The sequence below is a fragment of the Chryseobacterium sp. 2TAF14 genome (genome assembly GCF_052115105.1).
In the GTDB taxonomy this organism is placed as follows: Bacteria; Bacteroidota; Bacteroidia; order Flavobacteriales; family Weeksellaceae; genus Chryseobacterium.
This window is the reverse complement of sequence record NZ_JBFRGA010000020.1, coordinates 1-24,864: the sequence shown is the minus strand read 5'-3', so window position 1 is coordinate 24,864 and position 24,864 is coordinate 1. Positions and strand designations below refer to the sequence as shown.

Sequence of the window (24,864 nt, the reverse complement as noted above, 5' to 3'; positions counted from 1 at the left end):
TCACAAAAAATGGATTGACGACATTAATGAAACGCAAAATACGGAAGTGAAGTTCCCGATTATTGCAGATRAGGATAGAAAAATTTCTGAACTTTATGATTTTATTCATCCCAATGCTTCTGTGACCACTACAGTTCGCTCATTATTAATTATTGATCCTGAAAAAAAAGTAAGATTAATTATCACTTATCCTGCTTCTACGGGTCGAAATTTTAATGAGATCAACAGAGTTTTAGATTCTCTTCAGCTTGTAGATTCTCATAAAATAGCAACTCCTGTAAACTGGCAAGATGGTGATGATGTGATTATTCCGCCTGCTATTTCTACAGAAGAGGCGAAAAGTATTTTTCCTAAAGGCGTTACCGAAATAAAACCTTATTTGCGCTACACGCCGCAACCCAATAAATAGGCTTAGATTTTTTATTTATTATATATAGTTTAGTTTTAATTTGAAAAAGCGCTCAGAACATTTCTGAGTCGCTTTTGTTGTTTATTTTATAATAGTTTATTCTTATCTTACGTCGTTGGCAACTTCTCTTGCTTTAGAAGTCGGTAAATAGATACTGAAACCAACATTAAAACTAATTCTAGATGTTAACCCCTCATTACCGAAACCTGTTACGCCGTTATATTTTACCAATCCTTCCACACCAATATTTGGTGTGATAAAATATGAATAACCAGGCCCAACTCCAAAATCTAAACCTGTAGTAGAGATACCGTTTTCAACATTGAAGCCTCCAACTCCGACATTCCCTTCAAAGAACCAACGGCCGTGGTTTAATAAATTATCAACTCCTTGTTCTCCCGGAGAAAGGAAATAACGACCTAATGCTCCAACTCCATAATCAAACTGTGTTGATTGTCCTGCTCCTGGCTTTGAAAATCCTAAAGTAACGTATCCCCCAACAGCAACATTGTCTTCTACAAAATATGCGGCTCTAGGTTGAAGCTTGATATCATAACCAGCTCCTGTATTTAAACCGAAATTGCTGGAAAGCAAGCTGCTTCCTACCATCCAGTTTCCTTTTTGAATTTGTGCATTTGCTGTTGTAGCTAATCCTGCAATCGCTAATATTCCTGTAAAAATTAACTTTTTCATATTTATAATTTTAATATTATTGTTTATTATTTTGACAAAACATAAAATTCAATTAATGTGCCAAAATGCTTATTATGAACAGGATTTACATATTTTAAGCTTAAAATTAAATTTTAAATTTAACTTTTATGAAGCTGTAAATTAAGAATAATGCAATTGAATCTGAGAAATATTTTAACATAATCTGTTTTCTTGCTTACAGATTATAACTTGTGTATAGATTTAATAGAAATATGTAAACTATCTTTGCTAAAAATAAATCTATGCAATTAGTAAAAGTTGGTCTTTGTGCCTTCGGAATGAGCGGGAAAGTTTTTCACGCTCCGTTTTTAAAAGAGCATCCCGGTTTTTTTATGTCTGCAGTGGTAGAACGATCAAAAGAAGATTCAAAAGAAAAATATCCGGATGCTGAAATTTACCGTTCGGTAGAAGAAATGCTGACAAATGCAGCTATTGATGTTGTGGTTGTCAATACGCCTGTTCAGACCCATTTTGAATATGTGAAAATGGCTTTGGAAGCCGGGAAAAATGTAATTGTAGAAAAACCTTTTACCGTAACTGCTTCAGAAGCAGAAGAACTGGTGAATTTAGCTGAAAATAAAAACCTTTTCTTAAGTGTTTATCAAAACAGAAGATTTGATCGTGATTATCTTCAGGTACAGAAAATTTTGGACGAAGGAAAATTAGGAAATGTAAAAGAAGTTGAAATTCGTTTTGACAGATTCAGAACTGAGCCGAGCGGAAAACAACATAAAGAAGACCCTGAACAAAACGGTTCTGGATCGATACATGATTTGGGATCGCATTTGGTAGATCAGGCTGTGCAGCTTTTTGGCTTTCCCGAAAAGCTGTTTGCCGATGTTTTTTCAATGAAAGGAGAGAGTTTTGCCAATGATTATTTTGAAATTATTTTGTACTATATAAATGATTTAAGAGTAAGGTTGAAATCTTCAGTTTTCACCAAAGAAGATCATTATGCATATAAAATTCATGGCGATAAAGGAAGTTTTTTACAGGAACGTACCGATAACCAGGAAAATGAATTGACAGCAGGAGCAATTCCTGTTTACGGAAAAGAATGGATGCAGCCTTTGAAAGATACTGATGGAATTCTTAATTATTTAAATGAAAATTCTGAAACACAAAGAGTTTTAACTTCAAGTGAATTCGGAAATTATATGAATTATTATCAGCAAATCTACGAACATATCGTTTTTGGATATGCATTACCATCTCTTGGGAATGAGATTGTGCAAAATATGAAAATCATAGAAACTGCTATTGAAAGTTCTAAAAAAGGAAAAGTTATTGATTTCAATTAAGAATTAATTTAAAAATTTTAAATTTGATAGTTATGAAAACTAAATCTATTACATTAATTTGTATATTAATTGTTGCTTTTTCATTTGGTCAAAATCAGTTAAAAGAGAATAGTTCAACTAAAAATAACTTTGTTTCAGAAAATTACATATATAAATTATTTCCAACTAAAAATTTTTGGACTTTTATTAAGTTAAATACAAGAAATGGTAAGATGTGGCAAATACATTTTAGTGTAAAAGGAGATGAAGAACGTGGTATTTTAGATTTAAATTCTTCTTCACTTGTAAGTATCGATAAAGAAGTGAATGGGAGGTTTACTCTTTATCCAACAGAAAATAATTTTAATTTTTTATTACTTGATCAAATTGATGGCAATACATATCAAGTTCAATGGTCAATGGATGCTGCAAATCGGGGTGTTATTCCAATTAATAATTTAATTAAAGATTAAAAATACTAAAATATGCAAAAAAGAAGTTCAAGTTTTACAGTAATCGGTTTGTTGTTTGTAGGAATTGCAATGACTTTAGTTCAAGACAATATGTATTTGAAATACGGATTTCTTATTTTGGGGACGGCATTTCTTTTTTACAGCATTTTTACATTAATCAGAAAAAAATGATAAAAAATAGCTGCTCAATTTCTGAACAGCTATTTTTTATTTAATCCTGAAGCTCAAGCCATCTCATTTCATGGTTTTCCAGCTTTTCAGAAAGACTTTCAAGTTCTGCGGAAAGCTTTGATATTTTCTCATAATCAGTTTCGTTATTAAGCTGATCGAGAATTTCTGCTCTTTTCTCCTCAAATTCCGGAATTTCCTTTTCGATGGTTTCCAGCTCGCGCTGCTCTTTAAAAGAAAGTTTTTTCTTTGCAGGCTGTGGTTTTGAAACTGGCTTTTCTGCTACTTTTTCAACTACAATTTCTTCTGTCTGCTTCGTTTTTTTATCCTCATTTTTTTGGCTTCCGTCTTCCAGTTTTTTATTTTCTCTGTATTCTGAAAAGTTTCCGATAAAATCTTTAATTTTTCCTTCGCCTTCAAAAGCCAAGATATGGTCAACAATACGATCCATAAAATACCTGTCGTGAGAAACGATGATGAGACTGCCCTGGAAATTTAAAAGGAAATTTTCTAAAACCGTCAAAGTAGGAAGGTCAAGATCATTCGTAGGCTCATCAAAAATCAAAAAGTTTGGATTTTGATATAAAATATACATCAAATGAAGCCTTCTTTTTTCGCCTCCCGAAAGTTTAGAAATCGGCGAATATTGCGTTTGATCATCAAATAAAAATAACCTTAAAAACTGTGATGCGGTAATCGTTCTTCCATTCGCCAAAGGGAAGTTTTCAGAAATTTCTTTGATGAAATCTATTACTCTTTCATCTTCTTTATACTGAAGACCTTTTTGAGAAAAATATCCGAATTTGATCGTTTCTCCTGTTTCAATTTCCCCGGAATCCTTCGGTTCAAAACCCTGAATAATATTTAGCAAAGTAGATTTTCCGGCGCCGTTTTTTCCTACAATTCCTACTTTCTCACCTCTCTGAAAAGAGTAGCTGAAATCTCTAAGCAAAACTTTATTACCAAAACTTTTAGAAATATCTTTAAGTTCAAGAATTTTGTTGCCTAATCTTTTCATTTCAAAATCGAGCTCCAAAGAATCTTTTCGGGTGTCTGTTTTTGCTACTTTTTCGGTTTCGTAAAAGGCGTCAATTCTCGATTTAGACTTTGTAGTTCTTGCTTTTGGCTGTCTTCGCATCCATTCCAGCTCTTTTCTGTAAAGGTTGTTGGCTTTATCGATGGTTGCATTCATATTATCCTCGCGAATCATCTTGTTTTCAAGATAAGTTGCGTAAGAACCATTATGAATATACAGGTTTTGATCTTCCATTTCCCAAATAATCCCGCAAACTGCATCAAGAAAATAACGGTCGTGCGTAACGAGAAGCAAGGTGATTTTTGCTTTATTTAAATAATTTTCCAGCCATTCTACCATTTCTACATCCAAATGGTTGGTCGGCTCATCCATAATCAAAAGAGTGTGACGATGTTCTGCTCTTGTTTCGGTTAAAAGTTTTGCTAAAGCAACACGTTTAATCTGTCCACCGGAAAGCATTCCCATTTTTGCGGTAAGATCTGTAATTTTAAGCTGCGAAAGGATTTGGGTCATTTCGTTCTCAAGATCCCAGGCTTTATGAATTTCCATTTCAGCCAAAGCTTTTTCCATAAAATCGTGATCGTCTGAAAGCAATGACTGATGGTAATTTTTCAGCGCTTTTATGGGTTCAGAATCTAAAGTCATCATAAATTCTTCAATCGTAAAATCAGAATCAAAATCAATTTCCTGGTCAAACAAAACCACCTGAATATCTTTATTAATGATTACCGAACCGCTGTCTGCAATCTCTTTTCCCATCAAAATTTTCAGAAGAGTAGATTTTCCGCTTCCGTTTTTGGCAACTATGGCAATTTTGTCACCTTCATTAACGTGAAATGAGACATTTTTAAACAAAGTTTTGATGCCATATGATTTGGTAAGATTTTCGACGGAAACGTAATTCATTATAGAGTGAAAGTTTTATTTAAAATTTTGATTGAGGCGCAAAAATACGAAAATTAAACCTTAAAATATGATCGCAAAATTACGTTTGGTTCCTAAAAAAAGATATTGGGATTATTTTATTTTGGCAGCAAGATTTTTACTTGCTTTTACTTTTATTAACTATGGCTATGGTAAAATTGTAGATGGTCAGTTTGGAGTTTCATCCAATGATTTGCAGGTTCCGTTGAAAGATTTGCCTTTGTTTAAAATAATGTGGTTTTTATTTGATCATGAACCTTTAAAAACAACAGTTGGAATATTGCAGATCATCACAGGAATTTTACTGCTGTTTGAATCTACCGTGATTTTAGGAGTTATCTTTTTTATTCCGATTGCTGCCAATATTGTTTTAATGGATGTAAGTTTTATGGATGAAGGAATGGGACGGGCTTTTGCAAGGCGTTTTGCGTATTATTTTATTTTATGCTTTTTAATTTTATGGAACGACAAAGACAGAATAAAAATTATTTGGAATGCAATGATCAAAAAGTTTTCGATAAAAAGAAAATTCCCGATATTTCTTTATCTGTTTTTGCCGTTATTTGCAATAATTCTAGAGATTTTCCCGACTATTTTTTATTCTCTTTATTACTATATAACCAATCCCGGAAAAATTTCTGAAAGTTTTAAACTTATTCAAAGTCTTTTTCAATAGACTGCATATTTTTTTGTTCTAAGTTTTTTGTAATCATTTTTAATGTAGATTTGAGAAAACAAAACTATATATAAAAACTATGATACAAACTAACTTTCTGGCAATACTTTTTGCCGCTTTGATCCCTTTATTGATGGGATTTATATGGTACAATCCTAAAGTTTTCGGAAAAGCCTGGATGAGAGAATCCGGGTTAACAGAAGAGAAATTGAAAGGCGCAAACATGGGAGTGGTCTTTATTTTGTCGATTATTTTATCTTTTTTAATCGGAATGTTTCTTCAGTTTGTAACGATTCACCAATTTGGTGCTTTAGGAATGATCGGTGGAGACACAACTTTGGCAAAACCTTCTTATACTGCTTTCATGCACGATTATGGTTCTGCATATCGCTCTTTTGGTCATGGTGCTTTGCATTCTTTTATGACAGGAATTTTCTTTGTTTTTCCCTTAATTGCCATCAATGCAATGTTTGAGAGAAAATCCTGGAAATATGTTTTTATTAACACCGGCTTCTGGACAATCACAATTACTTTAATGGGCGGAATTATTTGCGGTTGGTATGCAATGGATGGTTTCAATTGGGTAACTCAGAAATAATTTTATATTATAAATTTTAAGGCTACATTTGTGACCTTTTTTATGTCTTATACTTTTAAAATTTTTAATTCTGCAACTGCACTTCCGGTAGATTGGAATCATGTAATCGGGCAACAAAACATTATGTTGTCTGAAGAATATTTTCGTGTTTTGGAAGAATCAAAACCAATGAATATGAAATATTGTTTTGTCGGTTTTTTTTCTAATGGAGATTTGATTGGCGGTGCTTTGTTTCAATATTTAAGCTTTGTTGAGCACAAAAGTTTTCAGAAAGGAGAGGTTTTGTGCAGCATTAGGAATTTTTTGGCTAAACAATTGAGCAAAGATGTAATGATTCTGGGGAATAATATGTTAACCGGGCAAAACGGTTTTTATTTTAATATTTCAAAAATTCCGACTGAAAAAGCAATTTCTTTATTGAATAAGGCTGCAAAAAATGTGCAGGAAATACTGGGAAAAACATCTTTGGTTATTTATAAAGACTATCAGGAATCTTTTTTGCAAAACTTTGATAAAGAAAAGTTTAAGTCATTTTACAGGTTTTCTGTGCAACCCAATATGATTTTAAATATAAAACCTGAATGGAGTAATTTTGAAGATTATTCAACTGATTTATCTAAAAAATACAGGGCAAGATTAAAGTCTGCAAAGAAAAAGATTGATGAGATTCAAAAAATTGAATTAGATATTCATTCAATCAAAAAATATCAGRATGAAATGAATAATCTCTATCAGAATGTTGCTGAAAATGCTCCGTTCAATACTTTTTTTCTTACCGATCATCATTTTCAAAGCATGAAGAATAATCTTCAGGAAAATTTCAAAGTTTTCGGATATTTTTTTAATGAAAAACTGATCGGTTTTTTTACTTTAATTCTTAATAACAAAGACATTGATACCTATTTTTTAGGTTACGACAAAGATCTTCAGAAAGAAAAACAGATATATTTGAATATGCTTTTTGATATGACTGAGTTTGGTACTTCCAATCACTTCAAACGGATCGTTTTCGGCAGAACCGCCCTCGAAATAAAATCTACAATCGGCGCAGAACCGGTAGAGATCTTTGGTTTAATAAAACATAACAATAAGGCAGTCAATCCTTTTATGAAAAAAATATTCAACTCATTAAATCCTAAAGTTGATTGGATTCAGAGAAAACCTTTTAAATAAATTAAGAATTATGTTCACTTTAACGTGATTATTTATATTATTTTTAACTAAACAAAGCACAAATTTAATAGGATTTTGTGAGTGATTGATAGGCGGATTTGAGATTTTTGCTTCAAAATTATTATCATGAAAAAGCTCAACTTTACGTTACTTCTTTTTACTGCGGGTTTTTATTATTCACAAACCATTTCTGGAACCGTAATTTCTAAAAATGAAAATCAACCCGTTTCCTATGCCAAAGTTGGTGTAGATAAAGAAAATATTGGAGTCATTACTGATGAAAACGGAAATTTTACAATCGATCTTTCTAAAGCAAATACTTCCAACAAAATTAAAATTGAAGTTGCAGGATATGAACCATTTACTGAAACGGTTGCCAATTTTGTAAAACAAGATCAACAGAAGATTTATCTGAAATAAAAAGTGAAAAATATTCAGGAGGTTGTTTTAAAAACTAAAAAATTAGTCGATAAAAACTGGGGAGTGAATACCAAGACTAAAAGTGTGATGTATTCGGTAAATCCGGCATTCAAAAAAGAAGATTTTTTAGGAGAAACTGCATTAGAATTTAAAGCGAGTAAAAAATCTAAAATTAAAAATATCAACCTGAATATAGCAAGTATTACAGCAGATCGACCTGTAATTATGCGGTATACGATTTATAATGAAAAAGATGGTTTGCCGAACGAAAGTATTTTGGATGATGAAATCACGGTTGAGTTAACAAAAGATAAAATTGTTGACGGAACTTTTACTTTGGATGTCAATGACAAAAATATTTGGGTTCAGGGAAAATTTTTTGTTGGAATTCAGTTTTTGAAAGAGTTTGAAGGTCGACTAAATATCAGTGCTGCGCTTTTCAGAACTGGATATATAAGAAAGTTTTATGATGAATGGAAGAAAATGACCATTGCTGCTCCGGCCATAAATATTGATGTAAAAATGGATAAAAATGCAAAAGACGAAAATAAACAGGAAGAAATAAGTGATGAAAGTGTTGCCTATCTTTTCCCGGATGTAAGCCGTTATCAGGCTGAATCTGAAGAAAGTGTTTTCGGAAAAAATCAGGAAGTTGGAAAAGTTTTCAATCTTAAGAGTGCCGATCTTTATTATGAAGTTTATGGTGAAGGTGAACCTCTTTTTTTACTTCACGGAAATTCGGGAAGCATAAAAGATTTTTACCAGCAAATTCCGGTGCTTTCAAAGCAATATAAAGTGATTGTGATGGATACAAGAGCGCAGGGAAAAAGCATTGATAAAACTAAAAATGATCTTAATTATAAGATTTTTGCGGACGATGTAAAAGCTTTGGCTGATCATTTGAGATTACAAAAAATCAATATTGCAGGATGGAGTGACGGTGGAAATACAGGATTGGAATTTGCTTTAAAATATCCAAATAATTTAAATCGATTGATTACAATTGGCGCAAATGCTTTTCCCGATGGCGTTGATCAGGAATTACTTAATAATTTTAATATTAAATATAAAGTGTTGCAGCTGCAGAATAATCCTGAAAAACTGAATGAAAGAAGACTGCTGAAACTGATGCTGAAAGAACCGAATATCAGTGAAAAGCAATTAAATAAAATTCAGAATAAAGTGTTGGTGATTGCCGGTGAAAAAGATGTCATCAAAGAAAGTCATACCGAGTTTTTAGCTAAACAAATGCCTAACTCAGAAGTAAAAATCTATAAAGATGCCACTCACATGATTCCTTTCGAAAATGCAAACCAGCTTAATCAGGATATTTTAGAATTTTTGAAACAATAATCTGATTATTGCTTCAAAAATTTCTCATAATAAACCCTATCCTTAGTCTGAATTTTCAAATAATAAGTTCCTTTTGCAAAATCTTCTACTTTAATAGATTTTTGAGCAGATTTTAAAATCATTCTTCCCAGATTATCGTAAACTTCAATTGAAATAATTTGTGCTTCTGTCGCAATATTCAGGATATTTTTTACAGGATTTGGAAAGATGGCAACTGTATTTTTTTTAACAAATTCTGAAGTGTTTAATGTCGAATTATAAAAGCTTCCGAAATTAAGAATTCCGTATCCTATTTGATCGTTATGCGCAGGAAATAACGAGGCGGTCTGTCTTAAATTTGTTCTCATTACATCTCTGTTCATCGCTGGGAAAGCCTGAATTAGACAGGCAACTCCGCCTGCAGCAATAGGTGTGGCGATCGAAGTTCCCGAAACTGAGATCATTGTGTTGTTGTCTACCGTTGCCGCTAAAGTTCCTCTTGTACTTGCATCCGGCTTTATCATTCCTAAAGAGTTGGGGCCATAAGATGAGAACGCAGATGCATTTCCTGCCGAATCTACCGAACCAATACTGAAAACCTTCACATTGTCTGCCGGAGTTGTGATATAATGCCAAGGAGCTTCGCCTGAATTTCCTGCAGCAATTAAAACGAAAATTCCTTTATTTACTGCAATTTCACTGGCTCTTCCAATGAAAGATCTTGTACCGTTCATATCGGAATAGGTATAATTATATTTCGGATCATCAAAAATATTGTAGCCTAAAGATGTTGTAATGATGTCTACACCTTTTCTGTCGGCTTCTTCTGCCGCTTCAATCCAGTACAATTCTTCCTCAGGGATTTCTGCTGTGGTAGTTTCGCTTCGGTAAAGATAAAAATCTGCATCGGGAGCAGAGCCTACAAAAGTATCGGCAATATAACCGCCAATTGCCCCTAAAACGACGGTTCCGTGATTATTTAATGACGTATTGTAAATGTCGGTTCCTTTAGAAACAAAGTCATAACCGCCTTTAATTTTACCATTTGTCCATAATCTTGAAAATGCGGAACCTGTATTTACGGTCGGAAATCCTGTGTCAATAACAGCGATGGTAACTCCTGTTCCTGTAAATCCGGCAAGATGGAGCGGTCTTAGATTGATCTGATCGATTTGTTCTGAACCTGAACCGTAATCGAATACGGTCTGGTTTTTCTGAACAGATTCAAAATCAGCCCATTTATTTTTGTTTTGAGTTTTTAAAACTAAAGAAGAATTTTTTGCAAGACTTTCTACCGACTGTACAAAAGGTTGTGTTTTAATTAAATTTACCTGTGCCTGATTGGCATTTACTGCTACACCATTCAGCCATTTTGAGTAATCGGTGATGGTAAATCCTAAATTTTGTAAATTCTGAATGTACGACTGTTCTATAGGTGCATCCTGATCATTGAGCGCAATTCCCAATGCAGCACGTCTGTCAAGCGATTTTTGTGTAAGTTCAGAAAGCGGATTGGCATAAAATGCAGCTTTGTTGGGTTTACCGGTAAAGTAAACAAACACAAGTTCGGTTTGCGCAAAAGACGTAGAATAACCTGCTAAAAGACAAAACAGTAAAAATTTTTTCATCTCATAATTTTTTATAAAGATAAAACAAAATCAATAAAATTTTTGATAGCACTTTAAATTCCTTATTTTTACGAAAATATTCGTTTAAAAATTGCTTTATTTGGGAAAAAATAAAAACCTAAGCATAAAAGCGATTTACAAAACTTAAAAAATAAAATTTATATATGAAAAAGATACAGATGGTTGACTTGCAAAGTCAGTATTACAAAATAAAAAATGATGTAGACAATGCAGTTTTAAATGTAATGGATTCTGCTGCTTTTATTAACGGCCCGGAAGTAAAATCTTTCCAGAATGAAATGGAAACTTATCTGGATGTAAAACATGTAATTCCGTGTGCAAACGGAACTGATGCTTTACAGATTGCCTTAATGAGCCTTGATTTGCAGGAAGGAGATGAAGTAATCACTGCTGATTTTACTTTTGCAGCCACCGTTGAAGTTATACATTTATTAAAACTAAAATCTGTATTGGTAGATGTAGATTACGATACTTTTACGATATCCACAGAAGCTATCAAAAAAGCAATTACTCCTAAAACAAAAGCCATTATTCCGGTTCATATTTTCGGACAGTGCGCCAATATGGAGGAAATTTTAAAAATTGCTGAAGAACATAATTTATTTGTGATTGAAGACAATGCACAGGCAATCGGTTCTCAATATACTTTTTCCAGCGGGGAAGTGAGACACGCCGGAACGATGTCAACAGTAGGAACAACTTCTTTTTTTCCATCTAAAAATTTAGGTTGTTATGGTGATGGAGGAGCAATTTTTACGAATAATGATGAATTAGCTCACCGTTTAAGAGGAATTGTAAACCACGGTATGTATGAAAGGTATTACCATGATGAAGTAGGGGTAAACTCCAGATTAGACAGTATTCAGGCTGCAATTCTAAGAAAAAAACTTCCGAATCTTGATTCTTACAACGATGCAAGAAGAAAAGCAGCAGATTATTATGACGAAGCTTTTGCCGGAAACGAAAATATTTTAACTCCAAAAAGAGCTGAAAACTCTACGCATGTATTTCATCAATACACTTTAAGAATTTTAAACGGAAAACGTAACGAGCTACAGAAATTCCTTACTGAAAAAGAAATTCCGGCGATGATCTATTATCCTGTCGCTTTAAGAAAACAAAAAGCATATTACCAGGAAAGTAATGATGCTGATTTTGTAAATACAGATAAATTATTGGATCAGGTAATTTCTCTTCCGATGCATACAGAATTGGATGAAGAGCAGTTGAAGTATATTACGGATGCTGTGTTGGAGTTTATGAATTAAAAATATGCTTCACGACGAAAGGATTTTAAAAAATAAGTTTGCTTATTTTTTTACAATAGTTTTTCTTCTTGGCTGGATTATTTACTACAGTGTATTTGCAATCAATATTTTACTTAGAGGTTACAGATTAGCTGAAAAATATGTGAAATTTAGATCTTTTGCATATTTTCTTAATTTTATTGTATTTATATTATTAATAGTGACATTTATAAATATTTTTAAAGAATCAAAAAAGATGTTTACATATTTAAATGTTACAAGTTTTTTGATAGTAATTTTAGGCTTTTTAAGTTTTTATATGAATTATGGGGAACTTTGGAAAACTTATATTAATTCTTTTTTAATTACACTTTTCATTTTTTTAATAGTTCCGACACTACTTATAAATTATTTTAAACATACTCCTGCAAAAAACGAAATGGAAGACATAGGAAAACACAATGATTAAAAAAACAATTACTAAACAATGGCAATACTTGTAACAGGCGGACTTGGTTACATCGGTTCTCACACTGTTGTAGAACTCATTGATAACAACTTTGAAGTAATCATTGTTGATGATTTATCCAATTCTGAAAAATTTATTTTACACAATATTGAGGAAATTACAGGGAAGCGACCTATATTTTATCCTTTTGATCTGAAAAGAAAAGAACTTCTTAATCAGGTTTTTGATGCACATGAAATTGAAGGATGCATCAATTTTGCAGCTTTTAAAGCGGTTGGTGAAAGTCAGGAAAAACCAATTGATTATTACGAAAATAATTTGTTTTCGCTGATAAATATTCTTCAGGAATTTAAAGCTAGAAAAATTTCAAATTTTATCTTCAGTTCATCTTGCACGGTTTACGGACAGGCAGACGAAATGCCAATCGATGAAAATACTCCGCTGAAAATGCCGGAAAGTGTTTACGGCAAGACAAAACAAATGGGAGAAGAAATTTTAAAAGATTTTGCAAGGTCTTATAAAAGCAAAATTGGTTTGTTAAGATATTTTAATCCTATTGGCGCGCATCCATCAGCTTTATTGGGTGAATTGCCGATTGGAGTTCCTAATAACCTGGTTCCTTATGTAATGCAGACTGCAGCGGGAATTCGTGAAAAATTAAATGTTTGGGGAAATGATTATCCTACAGAAGACGGAACGCCGATTCGTGATTACATTTACGTTGTAGATCTGGCAAAAGCTCACGTTGAGGCTTTGAAAAATTTAATGAACAAAAGCTCTGAGGGAACGATAATTGATATTTACAATTTGGGAACAGGAAAAGGTTCTTCGGTTTTGGAAGTTGTGCAGGCTTTCGAATCTGCAAATGGTGTGGCTGTACCTTACCAGATCTGCGAGAGGAGAGAAGGTGACATTACCATTGCTTATGCTAATCCAGATAAAGCAGAGAGAGAGCTTAACTGGAAGTCTGAAACTTCTCTGGAAGAAGCTTTGAAAACTGTCTGGGAATGGCAGAAATATTTAGAATCAAGAAAAAATTAAACTATAAATAATACTATAAACATTTATGAAAACTGAAAGAATAGGCATTACGTTTTCCTCATTTGATCTGTTGCATGYAGGCCACATCAAAATGCTGGAAGAGGCCAAAACAGTTTGTGATTACCTTATTGTTGGCTTACAGATCGATCCGTCGCATGACCGTCCTACGAAGAATAAACCCACACAAACCATTGTTGAGCGATATATTCAATTAAAAGCTGTGAATGCGGTTGACGAGATTATTCCTTATTATACAGAGCAGGATCTGGAAGATATTTTAAAATCTTTTGTGATTGATGTAAGAATTATCGGAGACGATTATTTTGACAGAGATTTTACAGGAAAAAAATATTGCGAAGAAAAAGGCATTGAGATTTTTTATAATAAAAGAGACCACCGTTTTTCTTCAAGCGATTTAAGGAAAAGAATTTACGAAGCAGAATCACAAAAATTAAAATAAAAAAATCCCGAAAAATTAATTTCGGGATTTTTTTATGATAAAGCTTTTAAGTTTGTTAAAATTTAAAGTGTTGAATTAACCATCAACAAACAACTAAAAACCATCAACTACCACTACATTGGTCCGCCTTGCTGATCGTCTCCTGTAGCGTTAGAATTTATATCTTTTTTACGCTTAGGCTGCTCAATTTTTTCACCTTGCTTAAATCTGTAGGTTAAAGATACCGCAAACTGCCTTGGCTGCCATTGCATATAAGATTCTCTTGTAAAAGTAGCAGTATTGGTCGTACTTCTCATAGCACGTGTATTGAAAATGTCCTGAATATTGAATGATAAAGTTCCGTCGCCTTTCCAGATTGTTTTTGATGCCCCGAAATTTAAAGCATACATATCGTTTCTGTCTTGGTTGGTCGTCTTTTGAGCACCTCTGTAGAAACCTTGTAACTGGAAACTGAATGTTTTATCAATTTTAAATGTTGAAGTTAATCTGGCTCTTGTTGAGAAACCTGTTCCCTCAAAATTCATTGGTACGCCTTTTAGTTCAGGACCATTGTAAATTCCTTTGGTGTTATATCCAAATAAATCTACGTTTCCTATGAATTTTAACCATTTTGTTGCATCCCAGTTGAAGTTTAAATCTAAACCGTAACGGTCATCTGTTCCCAAATTGATAGGTTTTGTTTTGAAAACTCCATTATCAGAATATACCAACATTTTTACATCATCTTTTTGATGTCTTAAATACAAAGTAGGGTTGATGGTAAATTTACCTTTTGAAATACTGTAACCCAACTCGTAAGAATCTACATAAGAAGGGTTCAAATCAATATTTCCTTCAAAGATATTCTGATTATCTGTGTAACTCGGGTTAGGAATCAAAAACCATGATCTCGGTCTGTCTATCCTTCTTGAATAGTTAACTAAAAACTGGTTGTCTTTTGCAATTTCGTAGCTTAAGAAAACAGTCGGGAATAGATTGTTATAGCTTTTTTTATTGTCAATATTGGCATCATTAACATCAGGATTAAGGTTAGAATACTGAATATCAACATTAGAATACTCATTTCTTACACCAACCTGATAACCTAACTTTCCGATCTTACTTTTAAACTGTACATATCCTGCATTAAACATTTCTCTGTAGTTTGCATTGTAAGTAAAGTTGTTTAAATAATGGAAATCTAAAAGAGGAGAGTAGCGTTCCAAAACATCATTGTCATAATTGTTATTATTGATGTCTAATCGGTAACCCGCTTCAATTCTCGAGTTTTCACCAATAGGAAGTTCATAATCTGCTTTACCTACCAAAGTTTTGTTTCTTGTGGTCTGGCTGATGCTGTTTTGAAGCTCAAAAATATTATTTGTAATTTGATTAACGTCGGTATCATTATAAGATCTGTTGCTTTGTAAACTTACTGATAATGAAATGTTTTGCCCGTTATCATCAAATTTGTGATCTATACCGAAGTCTCCCTGAAAGGCAAGATTATTATTAGATCCTGTATTGATTCTTTCTGTAAACAAACCGGGAGCATTCAAAAAACGGTAATCATAAGTAATATTTCCTAAATTATCACTCTCAAAAGTTCTTACCGTTCCGGATGCGTTAACCGATGTTTTATCTGAAAGATCGTAAACTAAACCAGAAGAAACGTTATAATTATTGTTTTTGTTTTTTGAGATAGATTCCTGATCAGTCTGGGTTCTTCCGCCGTTTGCTGCGTTGAAGAATGTAGCATTGTTTCTGTTGGTGTTTTTAGATTCACGATAGCCGCCGCCGCCATTCAAAAACCAGGTAAGATTGCCTTTTCTCCAGCTCAAATTGGTATTTAAATTGGTTTGAGGCAAATATCCTAAAGTTCCGATTACACTACCGTTGAAACCGGTTTTCTTTGATTTTTTTAAAATAATATTTAAAATACCCGCAGTTCCGCTGGCTTCAAATTTTGAAGAAGGATTGGTAATCACCTCGATTCTCTCGATCTGATCTGCAGGAATACTCTGCAATGCATTGGCTCCGTCATCAATCCCAAGAAGGGCAGAAGGTTTTCCGTTAATTAAAAAACGAACGTTTGAGCTACCTCTCATCGAAACGGTTCCATCTGTATCTACAGAAACCGATGGCACATTAGACAAAACATCCTGAAGGTTACCGCCCTTACTCACAATATCCTGAGAAGGATCGTACGTTCTTTTATCCAGCTCAACTTTATAAGGTTTTGCAGTTGCTGTAATTACAACTCCCTGAATATCCTGGGTTTTTAAATTGGTACTTGTTGCTTCAGCTTCTATAGAAAGCGCACCAATACTTCCCGCTGTAGTAATTTGTTTATTGACTACACTTTTTTTGTAATCGATTGCCTCAACTGTAATATCATAATTACCCGGAGTAAGGTCTAACTTATAATTTCCTTTTTCGTCTGTAAGAGTAGCATCGCTCAACAGTTTGCTTGCTTTATTGCTAAAAGTTACAGAAGCGTAAGCAACAGGCTGGTTGCTTTTATCAACCACAGTACCTGAAACTCCTACTTTATCTTGGGCAAAAGCCAAAGCTGCTGCTGATAAAACAAAAGTAAGTCCTAAGGTTTTTTTAGTGAAAATACTGATTATTTCCGTCTGATTCATAAGGTATTCTTTAGATAAAATTGCAATAAAAGGTTTTTAATTTTATTAATTTATTAAAGTCTTTAAAAATACAATTTCACGATTCGTTTATTATTTTTGATAGATATGTCGCTTTTTGGAGCTAAATGTTAATTATTAATTTGTTAAAATAAAGTTAAATATGATTATTATTTGATATTTTTTGAGTTCAGCCAATCCTGGTACGCCTTTGCATTAATCGCATGCTGTTCTGCACTTGCTGTAAACTTGTGGTATCCGAATCTCTCAGGATCTGCACACATAAAAATATAGTTATTGTTTTCAGGGCTCAAAACCGCATCTACAGAATTTTTATCTACAACACAAATCGGTCCCGGCGGAATTCCCGCATTTGCATACGTGTTGTAAGGTGATGGTGTAGAAAGATGCTTGTAAAAAACTCTTTTAATCGACTCTTTAAAATTGGTCTGCTTGTTTATTGCATAAATAACGGTTGGGTCAGACTGCAATTTCATGCCTTTTTTATATCTGTTTAAATACAGACCGGCAATGGTTTTCATTTCATCCTGCTTTCCTCCCGATTCCTTGTAAACGATCGATGCCAAAGCATAAATCTGATCTCTGGTTAAGCCGGATTGCTGTTCTTTAGCTTTTCTTTCGGCAGTCCAGAAATCGTTGTACTGGTTTTCAAATTTTTTGAAAAATTCTTCCGGAGTAACCGTCCAGAAAAAATTGTAGGTGTCGATGAAGAAATATTTTTTAAGATCTTCAGCGTTTTTATATCCTTTCTCTGAAGCTATTTTATCCAAATCAATAACGAACTTTAAAGAATCAAGCTCTGTTTTTTTGCTCACTTTTCCAACCATCTGATAAATATCTCCGAAATCACCGATTCTGAATGAGTTTTCAGTCTGGTTTCCGGCTTTTATCATATTAACCAATCTTGTATTGCTGGCTCCTTTTGCAAAATGATAACGACCCGGCTTGAAATATTCATCCATGTTTTTATCTTTTGCCACCTCAATAAATGATTCTTTATTATCAACATACGGTGTGATGGAATCTAAGATCTGATTAAATTTTGCACCATGAGGAATCAAAACATACCCGTCTTTCGATACGTTGTTGCCGTAATATTTAGTGTAGAATTTTAAACCAAAAAATCCTGCTGCTGCAAGAATAAGGAGTACGATAATGAGAATAGCTTTTTTCATTATGATTAAATAGATTAAAAGTTTTAATGTTTTTTCTAAAGAATATCTACTTTTCCCTGGAAAACTTGTTTGGCAGGTCCCTCAAGCCAAATCTGACGGAAGCTTTCTCCATCTTTTTCAGCATACACTTTAAGGTCACCGCCCAACGTTTTAACTTTTATGGAGGTTAGATTGCTTTTTTTCAGAAAAGTTAAAGCAGAAGCTGTAACTCCTGTGCCACAACTGTAAGTTTCGTCCTCAACGCCTCGTTCATAGGTTCTTACAAAAATTTCATCATCAGAAATATTTTCCACAAAATTGACATTGATGCCTTTTTCCTTATAATTTTCAGAATTTCTGATGCTGTTTCCCTCTGCAAAAACGTTGAAATTGGCAATGTCTTCTACATATTTTATATAATGTGGAGAACCTGTATCTAAAATAGAATCTTCCCCGTCATTGGTAATAGAAGTAACATCACCCATTTTCAGCTTTACAATATTACCATCGATTTCGGCTTCGTGAAGTCCGTCAATGGCAGTAAATATGGTTTTGTTATTTTTAAAAATCGAAAGAAAGTGAGCAAAAGCTACCGAACAACGTGCTCCGTTTCCGCAAAAGCTTTTTGAGCCGTCAGAATTGTAGTAATCAACCTCAAAATCTACACCTTCAGCTTTATTTATTTTAATAAGACCATCTGCGCCAATTCCAAAGCGGCGGTCGCAAAGCTTCTGGATATTTGAAATTGAAAGATGATCCCACTCTCCGGAACGGTTGTCGATCATTACAAAGTCGTTTCCTGTTCCCTGATATTTATAAAATTCCATAGTTTCTTTTTTGTCTAAAATCAACCTGCAAAATTAGTATAATTAAAACAAAAAAACGAACAGCGATTGCTGTCCGTTTCGTTATTTAGAATGATTATCTTCTCGATCCGCTTCTTTGTGGATTGTTATCAGTATTGCTGTTGTTCTGCGGTGTAGAAGGTGTGGTATTTCGGTAATTTCCGCTGTTATTCTGGGACGGCTGTTGTTGATTTCTCGTTCCGCTGTTTCCCTGAGTCTGATTCCGGAAACCGGAATTATTCTGGTTTCTCACCCTATTATTAGAATTATTTCGGTACTGATTATTATTTCTCTGGCTGTTGTTGTAACGGTAAGAATTATTTCCGTTACCTATACCATTATTAGGTCTTTGAGTTCCTGTAACGTTTCCTACAGCTCCCGAATTACGCTGGATGTAGATTTTGTTTCTGTTATTACCATAATAATAAGGTACACCGTTGTCATAATAATATCTGATATCATCTCTGTAATAATATCCGTCATTACCGTAAAATCCGCCGGAACCGTAATATCCTGAAGGTGCATAATAATATCCGTTATCATAATAAGGATCTCCGTAAGCACCATAACTGTCGCTATAAACAGCACATGATGTTAAACTAAAACCGAGTAGGAGACCCACTGTTATTTTCAATATATTTTTCATAATTGTTCTTTATTTTTTATAAAACTTTTTTTCCAGTTGACATATCCAATGATTGCCATTATAGTAAATACCAAATATTGAACCGAAGTGATTCCGTATCCTTTATAGATATACATCGGGATAGAAATAAGATCACCCAAAATCCAGAAAAACCAGCTTTCGATGCGTCTTTTAGCCATGAGCCACATTCCGACCAAAAATATAGAAGTTGTAAAAACATCAAGCCAATTTGCCCAGTCGAGATGATAAAAACCAAACTCTATATTTTTTGCAGAAAAATGATTGTCGATATAAGGTTTGTAGTAATAAATAATCATCACTAAAAAAATACTTATGATGAAAAGTATTGCTGCCATAAACCATTCTTTCTTTTTTGCCCACGAAACTTCTACATGAATCTGGTCTTCAGAATTTTTATTCCACAAAATCCATCCGTAAATGCTCATTACTGAGTAGTAAATATTAATCATGCAATCACCAAGCAAGCCTGCTATAAAAAGAAGATAAACGTAGATGATGGTAGAAACAATTCCTGTAGGATAAACCCAGATATTTTTTTTAACCGAGAAAAAAACACTCATTATGCCTAAAACAGTGGCAATGGCTTCAAGAAAGATTTGTAAATCAGTATATGATTCGTAAGGTTTTATGAAGAGATCATAAATATTCATAGCTTCAAAAATAAGCAAAAATTACAGCGTCCCAAAAATACATTAAAATAGGTGGAAATCAGTTTTGTATAATTTAAAATTAAAATAAATTGACGAAAGTTTGTCAATAAATGTTAAGGTCTCTAAATTTTTTATATTTTCGTAAATCTTTAAAACAAAGAAAAACAATATGTCAAATATTTGGAAAACAAAACCATTAGGAGCCTATGAGGCCGATATGAAAAAGAGTGAGCTTAAAAGGGTTCTGGGAAAATGGAGCCTTACAGCCATTGGTATCGGCGCAATTATCGGAGGTGGAATTTTTGTACTTACAGGAACCGGAGCTTATTATCATGCGGGTCCTGCTTTAGCTTTATCATTTGTAGTTGCAGGTATTGCCTGTATATTTGCGGCGCTCTGTTATGCAGAATTTGCGGCTTTATTGCCTGTTGAAGGTTCGGCTTATGCTTATGCATACGGAACGGTAGGTGAAGTTTTTGCCTGGCTTATCGGTTGGGGATTGGTTTTAGAATATGCGATGGGATCTATGACGGTCGCCGTTTCGTGGTCCGGATATTTTAATAAGTTTTTGAAAATTATTAATGTAGAATTACCCTATTATCTCACCAACGATTTTGCTACGGCAAAACAATATGCAGTAGCTCATGGTTTGACGGAACCTGGCTTTGCATTCAATTTACCAGCATTTATCATCGTTTTGATTGTTACTGCAATTTTGGTAAAAGGGACTAAAGAAGCTGCGGGAGCAAACAATATGATTGTAATTTTAAAAACTTCAGTTGTAGTTTTTGTAATCGTTGTTGGAGCTTTATTTATCAATATGGATAATCTTACACCATTTATTCCGGACGAAAAAATGATTATTCAGTCAGACGGAAAAATGGGTCCTGCTTATGGTTTCAATGGTATTATCGCCGGTGCAGCAGCAGTTTTCTTTGCTTATATTGGCTTTGATGCGGTTTCTACGCAGGCGGCGGAAGCAAAAAATCCTAGAAAAGATATTCCTTTTGCAATTATTACTTCATTATTGGTTTGTACAGCATTGTATATTTTGATGTCGCTTGTATTGACCGGAATGATGAATTATAAAGATTTCGGATCTATTCCTGATGCTCTTACTGCACCTGTTGCCATTGCTTTTGAAAAAGCAACCGGAATGGATTGGGCTGTAATTCTGATCACTGTTGCTGCGACAATCGGGTTAATTTCTGTATTGTTGGTAATGATGTTGGGTCAATCTAGAATTTTCCTGGGGATGGCAAAAGACGGTCTTCTTCCTGGAATGTTCAAAGAAATTCACCCGGTAAGAAAGACTCCTTATAAAAATACAATCCTTTTAGGTTTAATTGTGGCTACCGTTGCGGCACTTACACCAATCAGTACTTTGGTACATATGTGTAGTTTCGGGACTTTATTTGCATTTACAATGGTTTGTTTTGCAGTTTGGTTATTAAGAGTTAAAAAACCTGAACTGAAAAGAGGTTTCAAAACACCAATGCTTCCAGTTGTGGCGTCTTTAGGAATTTTAATCAATATTTATCTGATCGTTAATCTTGAAGCAACTGCAATTTACATGGCAATCGGCTGGTTGGCTTTAGGACTTTTGATCTACTTCCTTTACGGTAAACGAAACAGTGTACTGAACAGTGGAGGTTATGATGAATTTATCGAAAAATAAATTTTAAACAGATACTTTACAATCCGCAGTCTAATCATCTGCGGATTTTTTATTTTTGTTGATATGAAAAAAATCTTCACAATAATATTTTTAGTTTTAAACCTGATATTGTTTTCTCAAAAAATCGAAAGTTTTGAAACTATTTTAAATGATAAAATAAGCATCAGAGCAATAGAGTTGTATGACAATAAAATATGGTACAGCGGAACAGATTCTAAATTTGGTTTCGTAGATTTAAAAGACCCGAAAAAACAAAATCAGATTAAACTGTCTGAGAAAAAATTGCAGTTTAGAACTTTGGCGCAAAATAAAGATGCTTTTTATGCGATCAATATTGAAAGTCCGGCTCATTTTTTTAGAATTGACAAAAAAGATCTTTCGGTTGTAAATATTTATACCGATACCCTGAAAACGGCATTTTACGATGCATTCATTTTTGTAAATGATGAGCATGCGGTTACTTTCAGCGATCCTGGAAAAGATTTGAATTTAAAATTGTCTTTTATCATGACAAAAATGAATGCAGTTTTAGATTTCAACACACTTACCAAAAGAGAAGGCTTTAACAGTATAAAACTTAACGAAGGTGAAGCTGCTTTTGCGGCAAGTAACACCAATATAACCCATTACGGAACCAATGTCTGGATTGCAACAGGAGGTAAAAGTTCTAGGATTATTAAAATAGATTACACTACTTTAAAATCAGATATTTTTAAAACGCCTTTCATTCAGGGAGAATCTGCGCAGGGAATGTATTCGATAGATTTTTATAATGAAAAGTTCGGAATTGCAGTCGGTGGAGATTACACCAAACAGGAAGCCAACATCAATAATATCGCCACAACAAATGACGGCGGAAAAACATGGCAAATTCAGGCATCAGGAAAAAACGCAGGTTACACAACCTGTGTACAAATAAAACCCAATTCCAAAGGCAAAGAAATGATTTCTGTAGGCGATCAGCACATCAGTTATTCCTCAGATTTCGGAAAAACCTGGAAGAAAATTTCAGATGAAAAAGGTTTTTATGTTTGCAAATGGGTTGATGGAAATACGGTTGCTTTCGCCGGAAAAGATAAAATTTCTCTGATGAAATTAAAATTTTAAATGCTTTAGATAGAGCATATCTTTTCCATAACAACAGATTTGAATTTCCTTACAATTACCTTTGGTTAAAATTTTCGCATGAAAAGTTTAAAAATATTTTTTCTTTTATTAATTCCAGCCTTTTTTTATACTCAGAAAATCAGAGTTTTTGTTTTGGCAGGTCAGTCGAATATGAATGGTTTAGAGAAGGCACTTCAATAGACAGCCTTGCAACGGGAACTTTCGGTTGTTGGGATTCTGATTATCACGGAAAAAATGGTTTGAATCAATATGATTATTTTCTGAACACCGTAAAAAATGCTTTAAATGAAAAAGATATTGACGGAAACGGAAAAGCTGATGAATTACAAATGTCAGGAATTCTTTGGATGCAGGGTGAAGGAGACGCAAGCTACAACGAAGAAATTGCCAATAATTATTACGCTCATCTTAAAACTTTGATGAATCAAATGAGAGCGGTTTTACGCACCGATGATTTGCCTGTTGTGATTGGAAAAATTTCAGATTCCGGGAAAAACGAAAAAGGAAAAGTGTGGCCAATGGGAGAGTTGGTACAATATGCTCAGGAAAAATTTGTACGTGAAGATAAAAACGCTGCAATCGTTCGTTCTACCCAAAAATACAATTATGAAAACGATCCGTGGCATTATGACAGTGCAGGTTACATCGATTTGGGAAAGAATTTTGCAGATGAGGTATTTAGACTCATTATAAATTTCGAAAAGAAAGACTAATATAATTCATAATCTCTAATTCAGAAGTTATGGTTAATTTTGCAGAATGAAATTTACCAATTTCATCAGTTTAGAAAAAATTTAAAGTTTCAAATGAATTCGTTAATCGATAAATATAATATTCCAGGTCCGCGTTATACGTCTTATCCCACTGTTCCTTATTGGGACGAATCTACTTTTTCTCCGGAAAAATGGAAATCAAGTGTGATAAAATCTTTCAATGAAAGCAATTCGGAAGAGGGGATTTCAATATACATTCATCTTCCTTTCTGTGAAGCATTGTGTACTTTTTGTGCTTGTCACAAACGTATTACAAAACAACACAGTGTGGAAGTTCCTTATCTTGAAAGTGTTTTAAAAGAATGGATGCTTTATCTTAAATTATTTAATGAAAAGCCCAAGTTAAAAGAACTGCATTTAGGAGGCGGAACACCTACATTTTTTTCTCCGGAAAATCTAAAAACTTTATTGCAGGGAATTTTTGATACGGTAGAAATTGCAGAGCATCCTGAGTTTTCTTTTGAAGGGCATCCCAATAATACGACAAGAGAGCATCTTCAGACTTTATTTGATTTAGGATTTAGAAGAGCTAGTTTTGGTGTGCAGGATTATGATTTGAAAGTTCAAAAAGCCATCAACAGAATTCAGCCTTTCGAAAACGTGAAAAATGTTACAGAATGGGCGAGAGAAATTGGTTATACAAGTATTTCTCACGATTTGGTGTATGGTTTACCGCATTCTAACTGGGAAAGTATGGCTCTTACCATTCATAAAACTTTGGAGTTAAAGCCGGATCGTCTTGCTTATTATTCTTACGCTCATGTACCATGGATAAAAGGTGTCGGACAAAGAGGTTTTGATGAAAACGATTTGCCAAGTGGTGAAGAAAAACGGAAATTGTATGAAGACGGCAAAAAATTATTGGAAGAATTAGGCTACAAAGAAGTTGGGATGGATCATTTTTCTCTTGAGGAAGATGAGCTGTACAAATCTATGATCTCAGGAAATATTCATCGTAATTTTATGGGATATTCTTCAAGCAAAACCCAGTTGATGATAGGTTTGGGGATGAGTTCGATCTCAGATTCCTGGTATGCTTTTGCTCAAAATGTTAAAACTGTCGAAGAATATCAGAAAATTGTTGAAGAAGGCGAAATTCCTGTCTTTAAAGGTCATGTTTTAAATGAAGAAGATTTGTCAATCAGAAGACATATTTTAAATTTAATGTGCCAATTGGAAACTACTTTTGAAAATAAAGATGCTATTCCCGAACTTGATACTGCTTTTGATATGCTTCAGGAAATGGAACGTGATGAAT

At 33.6% G+C, this 24,864-nt stretch carries 25 protein-coding genes; 17 read left to right on the top strand and 8 right to left on the bottom strand.

Features of this window, described 5'->3' with window-relative positions; all coding sequences use genetic code 11:
- Window positions 1-409: redoxin domain-containing protein (locus tag AB4Y90_RS04210; RefSeq protein ID WP_441556171.1), on the top strand; the 409-nt coding region annotated here is incomplete at its 5' end.
- A 102-nt stretch (window positions 410-511) separates the two neighbouring features.
- Here AB4Y90_RS04210 and AB4Y90_RS04205 read toward each other — a convergent pair.
- The gene (locus AB4Y90_RS04205; RefSeq protein WP_441556169.1) at window positions 512-1,102 is read right to left on the bottom strand and encodes a hypothetical protein; all 591 of its coding nucleotides are present in this window, start codon (window positions 1,100-1,102) and stop codon (window positions 512-514) included.
- A 263-nt stretch (window positions 1,103-1,365) separates the two neighbouring features.
- Here AB4Y90_RS04205 and AB4Y90_RS04200 point away from each other — a divergent pair, with 263 nt between their 5' ends.
- From AB4Y90_RS04200 to AB4Y90_RS04190, 3 genes are read left to right on the top strand one after another with little or no spacing between them, the layout of a single operon-like run.
- Window positions 1,366-2,424, top strand: coding sequence for a Gfo/Idh/MocA family oxidoreductase (locus AB4Y90_RS04200; RefSeq protein ID WP_441556167.1), 1,059 nt, complete (start codon window positions 1,366-1,368; stop codon window positions 2,422-2,424).
- Between the two features lie 32 nt (window positions 2,425-2,456).
- Entirely contained in the window at window positions 2,457-2,876 is a 420-nt protein-coding gene (locus AB4Y90_RS04195) for a hypothetical protein (protein ID WP_441556165.1), read from the top strand.
- 12 nt (window positions 2,877-2,888) lie between these two features.
- Window positions 2,889-3,047, top strand: coding sequence for a hypothetical protein (locus tag AB4Y90_RS04190; RefSeq protein ID WP_441556163.1), 159 nt, complete (start codon window positions 2,889-2,891; stop codon window positions 3,045-3,047).
- Window positions 3,048-3,087: 40 nt separating this feature from the next.
- Here the strand turns inward: AB4Y90_RS04190 and AB4Y90_RS04185 are convergent, their stop codons facing one another.
- The gene (locus AB4Y90_RS04185; RefSeq protein ID WP_441556161.1) at window positions 3,088-4,986 is read right to left on the bottom strand and encodes an ABC-F family ATP-binding cassette domain-containing protein; all 1,899 of its coding nucleotides are present in this window, start codon (window positions 4,984-4,986) and stop codon (window positions 3,088-3,090) included.
- A 67-nt stretch (window positions 4,987-5,053) separates the two neighbouring features.
- Between AB4Y90_RS04185 and AB4Y90_RS04180 the strand changes: the two genes are divergently transcribed.
- From AB4Y90_RS04180 to AB4Y90_RS04160, 5 genes are all read left to right on the top strand, one after another.
- Window positions 5,054-5,680 carry a hypothetical protein gene (locus AB4Y90_RS04180; RefSeq protein ID WP_441556160.1) on the top strand — a complete coding sequence of 209 codons (627 nt, stop codon included), beginning with the start codon at window positions 5,054-5,056 and terminating at the stop codon, window positions 5,678-5,680.
- Between the two features lie 79 nt (window positions 5,681-5,759).
- A complete protein-coding gene (locus tag AB4Y90_RS04175) occupies window positions 5,760-6,278 on the top strand; it encodes a DUF1761 domain-containing protein (protein ID WP_441556159.1) in 519 nt (172 codons plus the stop codon).
- Between the two features lie 42 nt (window positions 6,279-6,320).
- Window positions 6,321-7,451 (top strand): 8-amino-7-oxononanoate synthase, encoded by a 1,131-nt coding sequence (locus AB4Y90_RS04170; protein WP_441556158.1) that lies wholly within the window; start codon window positions 6,321-6,323, stop codon window positions 7,449-7,451.
- Window positions 7,452-7,577: 126 nt separating this feature from the next.
- A complete protein-coding gene (locus AB4Y90_RS04165) occupies window positions 7,578-7,871 on the top strand; it encodes a carboxypeptidase-like regulatory domain-containing protein (RefSeq protein WP_441556157.1) in 294 nt (97 codons plus the stop codon).
- 3 nt (window positions 7,872-7,874) lie between these two features.
- The gene (locus AB4Y90_RS04160; protein WP_441556156.1) at window positions 7,875-9,224 is read left to right on the top strand and encodes an alpha/beta fold hydrolase; all 1,350 of its coding nucleotides are present in this window, start codon (window positions 7,875-7,877) and stop codon (window positions 9,222-9,224) included.
- A 5-nt stretch (window positions 9,225-9,229) separates the two neighbouring features.
- Here AB4Y90_RS04160 and AB4Y90_RS04155 read toward each other — a convergent pair whose 3' ends face one another.
- A complete protein-coding gene (locus tag AB4Y90_RS04155; RefSeq protein ID WP_441556154.1) occupies window positions 9,230-10,831 on the bottom strand; it encodes a S8/S53 family peptidase in 1,602 nt (533 codons plus the stop codon).
- A gap of 164 nt (window positions 10,832-10,995) precedes the next feature.
- On the opposite strand from AB4Y90_RS04155, the gene AB4Y90_RS04150 reads away from it, so the two are divergent.
- Genes AB4Y90_RS04150 through AB4Y90_RS04135 form a run of 4 tightly spaced genes read left to right on the top strand, consistent with a single transcriptional unit; the run spans window position 10,996 to window position 14,069 of the window.
- A complete protein-coding gene (locus AB4Y90_RS04150; RefSeq protein ID WP_441556153.1) occupies window positions 10,996-12,120 on the top strand; it encodes a DegT/DnrJ/EryC1/StrS family aminotransferase in 1,125 nt (374 codons plus the stop codon).
- Window positions 12,121-12,124: 4 nt separating this feature from the next.
- Entirely contained in the window at window positions 12,125-12,568 is a 444-nt protein-coding gene (locus AB4Y90_RS04145) for a hypothetical protein (RefSeq protein ID WP_441556151.1), read from the top strand.
- A gap of 18 nt (window positions 12,569-12,586) precedes the next feature.
- Window positions 12,587-13,609: a UDP-glucose 4-epimerase GalE gene (galE, locus tag AB4Y90_RS04140; protein WP_441556150.1), complete on the top strand. Its 1,023-nt coding sequence runs from the start codon at window positions 12,587-12,589 to the stop codon at window positions 13,607-13,609.
- Between the two features lie 25 nt (window positions 13,610-13,634).
- Window positions 13,635-14,069 carry an adenylyltransferase/cytidyltransferase family protein gene (locus AB4Y90_RS04135; RefSeq protein ID WP_441556149.1) on the top strand — a complete coding sequence of 145 codons (435 nt, stop codon included), beginning with the start codon at window positions 13,635-13,637 and terminating at the stop codon, window positions 14,067-14,069.
- 113 nt (window positions 14,070-14,182) lie between these two features.
- Here the strand turns inward: AB4Y90_RS04135 and AB4Y90_RS04130 are convergent, their stop codons facing one another.
- The 5 genes from AB4Y90_RS04130 to pnuC all read right to left on the bottom strand — a co-directional run bounded on the left by AB4Y90_RS04130 (window position 14,183) and on the right by pnuC (window position 20,027).
- Window positions 14,183-16,693, bottom strand: a complete 2,511-nt coding sequence (locus AB4Y90_RS04130; protein ID WP_441556148.1) for a TonB-dependent receptor domain-containing protein — start codon at window positions 16,691-16,693, stop codon at window positions 14,183-14,185.
- Between the two features lie 167 nt (window positions 16,694-16,860).
- The gene (gene mltG, locus AB4Y90_RS04125; RefSeq protein ID WP_441556147.1) at window positions 16,861-17,886 is read right to left on the bottom strand and encodes an endolytic transglycosylase MltG; all 1,026 of its coding nucleotides are present in this window, start codon (window positions 17,884-17,886) and stop codon (window positions 16,861-16,863) included.
- 35 nt (window positions 17,887-17,921) lie between these two features.
- Window positions 17,922-18,692, bottom strand: coding sequence for a diaminopimelate epimerase (dapF, locus tag AB4Y90_RS04120; RefSeq protein WP_441556146.1), 771 nt, complete (start codon window positions 18,690-18,692; stop codon window positions 17,922-17,924).
- Between the two features lie 94 nt (window positions 18,693-18,786).
- On the bottom strand, window positions 18,787-19,356 hold the full coding sequence (locus tag AB4Y90_RS04115) for a hypothetical protein (RefSeq protein ID WP_441556145.1): 570 nt from the start codon (window positions 19,354-19,356) through the stop codon (window positions 18,787-18,789).
- A complete protein-coding gene (gene pnuC / locus AB4Y90_RS04110) occupies window positions 19,353-20,027 on the bottom strand; it encodes a nicotinamide riboside transporter PnuC (protein ID WP_441556144.1) in 675 nt (224 codons plus the stop codon). The genes AB4Y90_RS04115 and pnuC overlap by 4 nt, the downstream gene beginning before the upstream one ends.
- Before the next feature lie 169 nt (window positions 20,028-20,196).
- On the opposite strand from pnuC, the gene AB4Y90_RS04105 reads away from it, so the two are divergent.
- From AB4Y90_RS04105 to hemN, 4 genes are all read left to right on the top strand, one after another.
- Window positions 20,197-21,705 carry an APC family permease gene (locus tag AB4Y90_RS04105; protein WP_441556143.1) on the top strand — a complete coding sequence of 503 codons (1,509 nt, stop codon included), beginning with the start codon at window positions 20,197-20,199 and terminating at the stop codon, window positions 21,703-21,705.
- A 63-nt stretch (window positions 21,706-21,768) separates the two neighbouring features.
- On the top strand, window positions 21,769-22,812 hold the full coding sequence (locus AB4Y90_RS04100) for a WD40/YVTN/BNR-like repeat-containing protein (RefSeq protein ID WP_441556142.1): 1,044 nt from the start codon (window positions 21,769-21,771) through the stop codon (window positions 22,810-22,812).
- A 260-nt stretch (window positions 22,813-23,072) separates the two neighbouring features.
- Window positions 23,073-23,546: a sialate O-acetylesterase gene (locus AB4Y90_RS04095; protein WP_441556140.1), complete on the top strand. Its 474-nt coding sequence runs from the start codon at window positions 23,073-23,075 to the stop codon at window positions 23,544-23,546.
- 93 nt (window positions 23,547-23,639) lie between these two features.
- A partial coding sequence (hemN, locus tag AB4Y90_RS04090; protein ID WP_441556139.1) for an oxygen-independent coproporphyrinogen III oxidase occupies window positions 23,640-24,864 on the top strand: 1,225 nt, incomplete at its 3' end.

What these genes read in the sequence shown, in the direction of transcription:
- AB4Y90_RS04205 (WP_441556169.1), bottom strand. Translation starts at nt 1,102, where the DNA reads ATGAAAAAGTTAATTTTTACAGGAATATTAGCGATTGCAGGATTAGCT.
- AB4Y90_RS04200 (WP_441556167.1), top strand. Translation starts at nt 1,366, where the DNA reads ATGCAATTAGTAAAAGTTGGTCTTTGTGCCTTCGGAATGAGCGGGAAA.
- AB4Y90_RS04195 (WP_441556165.1), top strand. Translation starts at nt 2,457, where the DNA reads ATGAAAACTAAATCTATTACATTAATTTGTATATTAATTGTTGCTTTT.
- AB4Y90_RS04190 (WP_441556163.1), top strand. Translation starts at nt 2,889, where the DNA reads ATGCAAAAAAGAAGTTCAAGTTTTACAGTAATCGGTTTGTTGTTTGTA.
- AB4Y90_RS04185 (WP_441556161.1), bottom strand. Translation starts at nt 4,986, where the DNA reads ATGAATTACGTTTCCGTCGAAAATCTTACCAAATCATATGGCATCAAA.
- AB4Y90_RS04180 (WP_441556160.1), top strand. Translation starts at nt 5,054, where the DNA reads ATGATCGCAAAATTACGTTTGGTTCCTAAAAAAAGATATTGGGATTAT.
- AB4Y90_RS04175 (WP_441556159.1), top strand. Translation starts at nt 5,760, where the DNA reads ATGATACAAACTAACTTTCTGGCAATACTTTTTGCCGCTTTGATCCCT.
- AB4Y90_RS04165 (WP_441556157.1), top strand. Translation starts at nt 7,578, where the DNA reads ATGAAAAAGCTCAACTTTACGTTACTTCTTTTTACTGCGGGTTTTTAT.
- AB4Y90_RS04155 (WP_441556154.1), bottom strand. Translation starts at nt 10,831, where the DNA reads ATGAAAAAATTTTTACTGTTTTGTCTTTTAGCAGGTTATTCTACGTCT.
- AB4Y90_RS04150 (WP_441556153.1), top strand. Translation starts at nt 10,996, where the DNA reads ATGAAAAAGATACAGATGGTTGACTTGCAAAGTCAGTATTACAAAATA.
- AB4Y90_RS04145 (WP_441556151.1), top strand. Translation starts at nt 12,125, where the DNA reads ATGCTTCACGACGAAAGGATTTTAAAAAATAAGTTTGCTTATTTTTTT.
- galE (WP_441556150.1), top strand. Translation starts at nt 12,587, where the DNA reads ATGGCAATACTTGTAACAGGCGGACTTGGTTACATCGGTTCTCACACT.
- AB4Y90_RS04130 (WP_441556148.1), bottom strand. Translation starts at nt 16,693, where the DNA reads ATGAATCAGACGGAAATAATCAGTATTTTCACTAAAAAAACCTTAGGA.
- mltG (WP_441556147.1), bottom strand. Translation starts at nt 17,886, where the DNA reads ATGAAAAAAGCTATTCTCATTATCGTACTCCTTATTCTTGCAGCAGCA.
- dapF (WP_441556146.1), bottom strand. Translation starts at nt 18,692, where the DNA reads ATGGAATTTTATAAATATCAGGGAACAGGAAACGACTTTGTAATGATC.
- AB4Y90_RS04115 (WP_441556145.1), bottom strand. Translation starts at nt 19,356, where the DNA reads ATGAAAAATATATTGAAAATAACAGTGGGTCTCCTACTCGGTTTTAGT.
- pnuC (WP_441556144.1), bottom strand. Translation starts at nt 20,027, where the DNA reads ATGAATATTTATGATCTCTTCATAAAACCTTACGAATCATATACTGAT.
- AB4Y90_RS04105 (WP_441556143.1), top strand. Translation starts at nt 20,197, where the DNA reads ATGTCAAATATTTGGAAAACAAAACCATTAGGAGCCTATGAGGCCGAT.
- AB4Y90_RS04100 (WP_441556142.1), top strand. Translation starts at nt 21,769, where the DNA reads ATGAAAAAAATCTTCACAATAATATTTTTAGTTTTAAACCTGATATTG.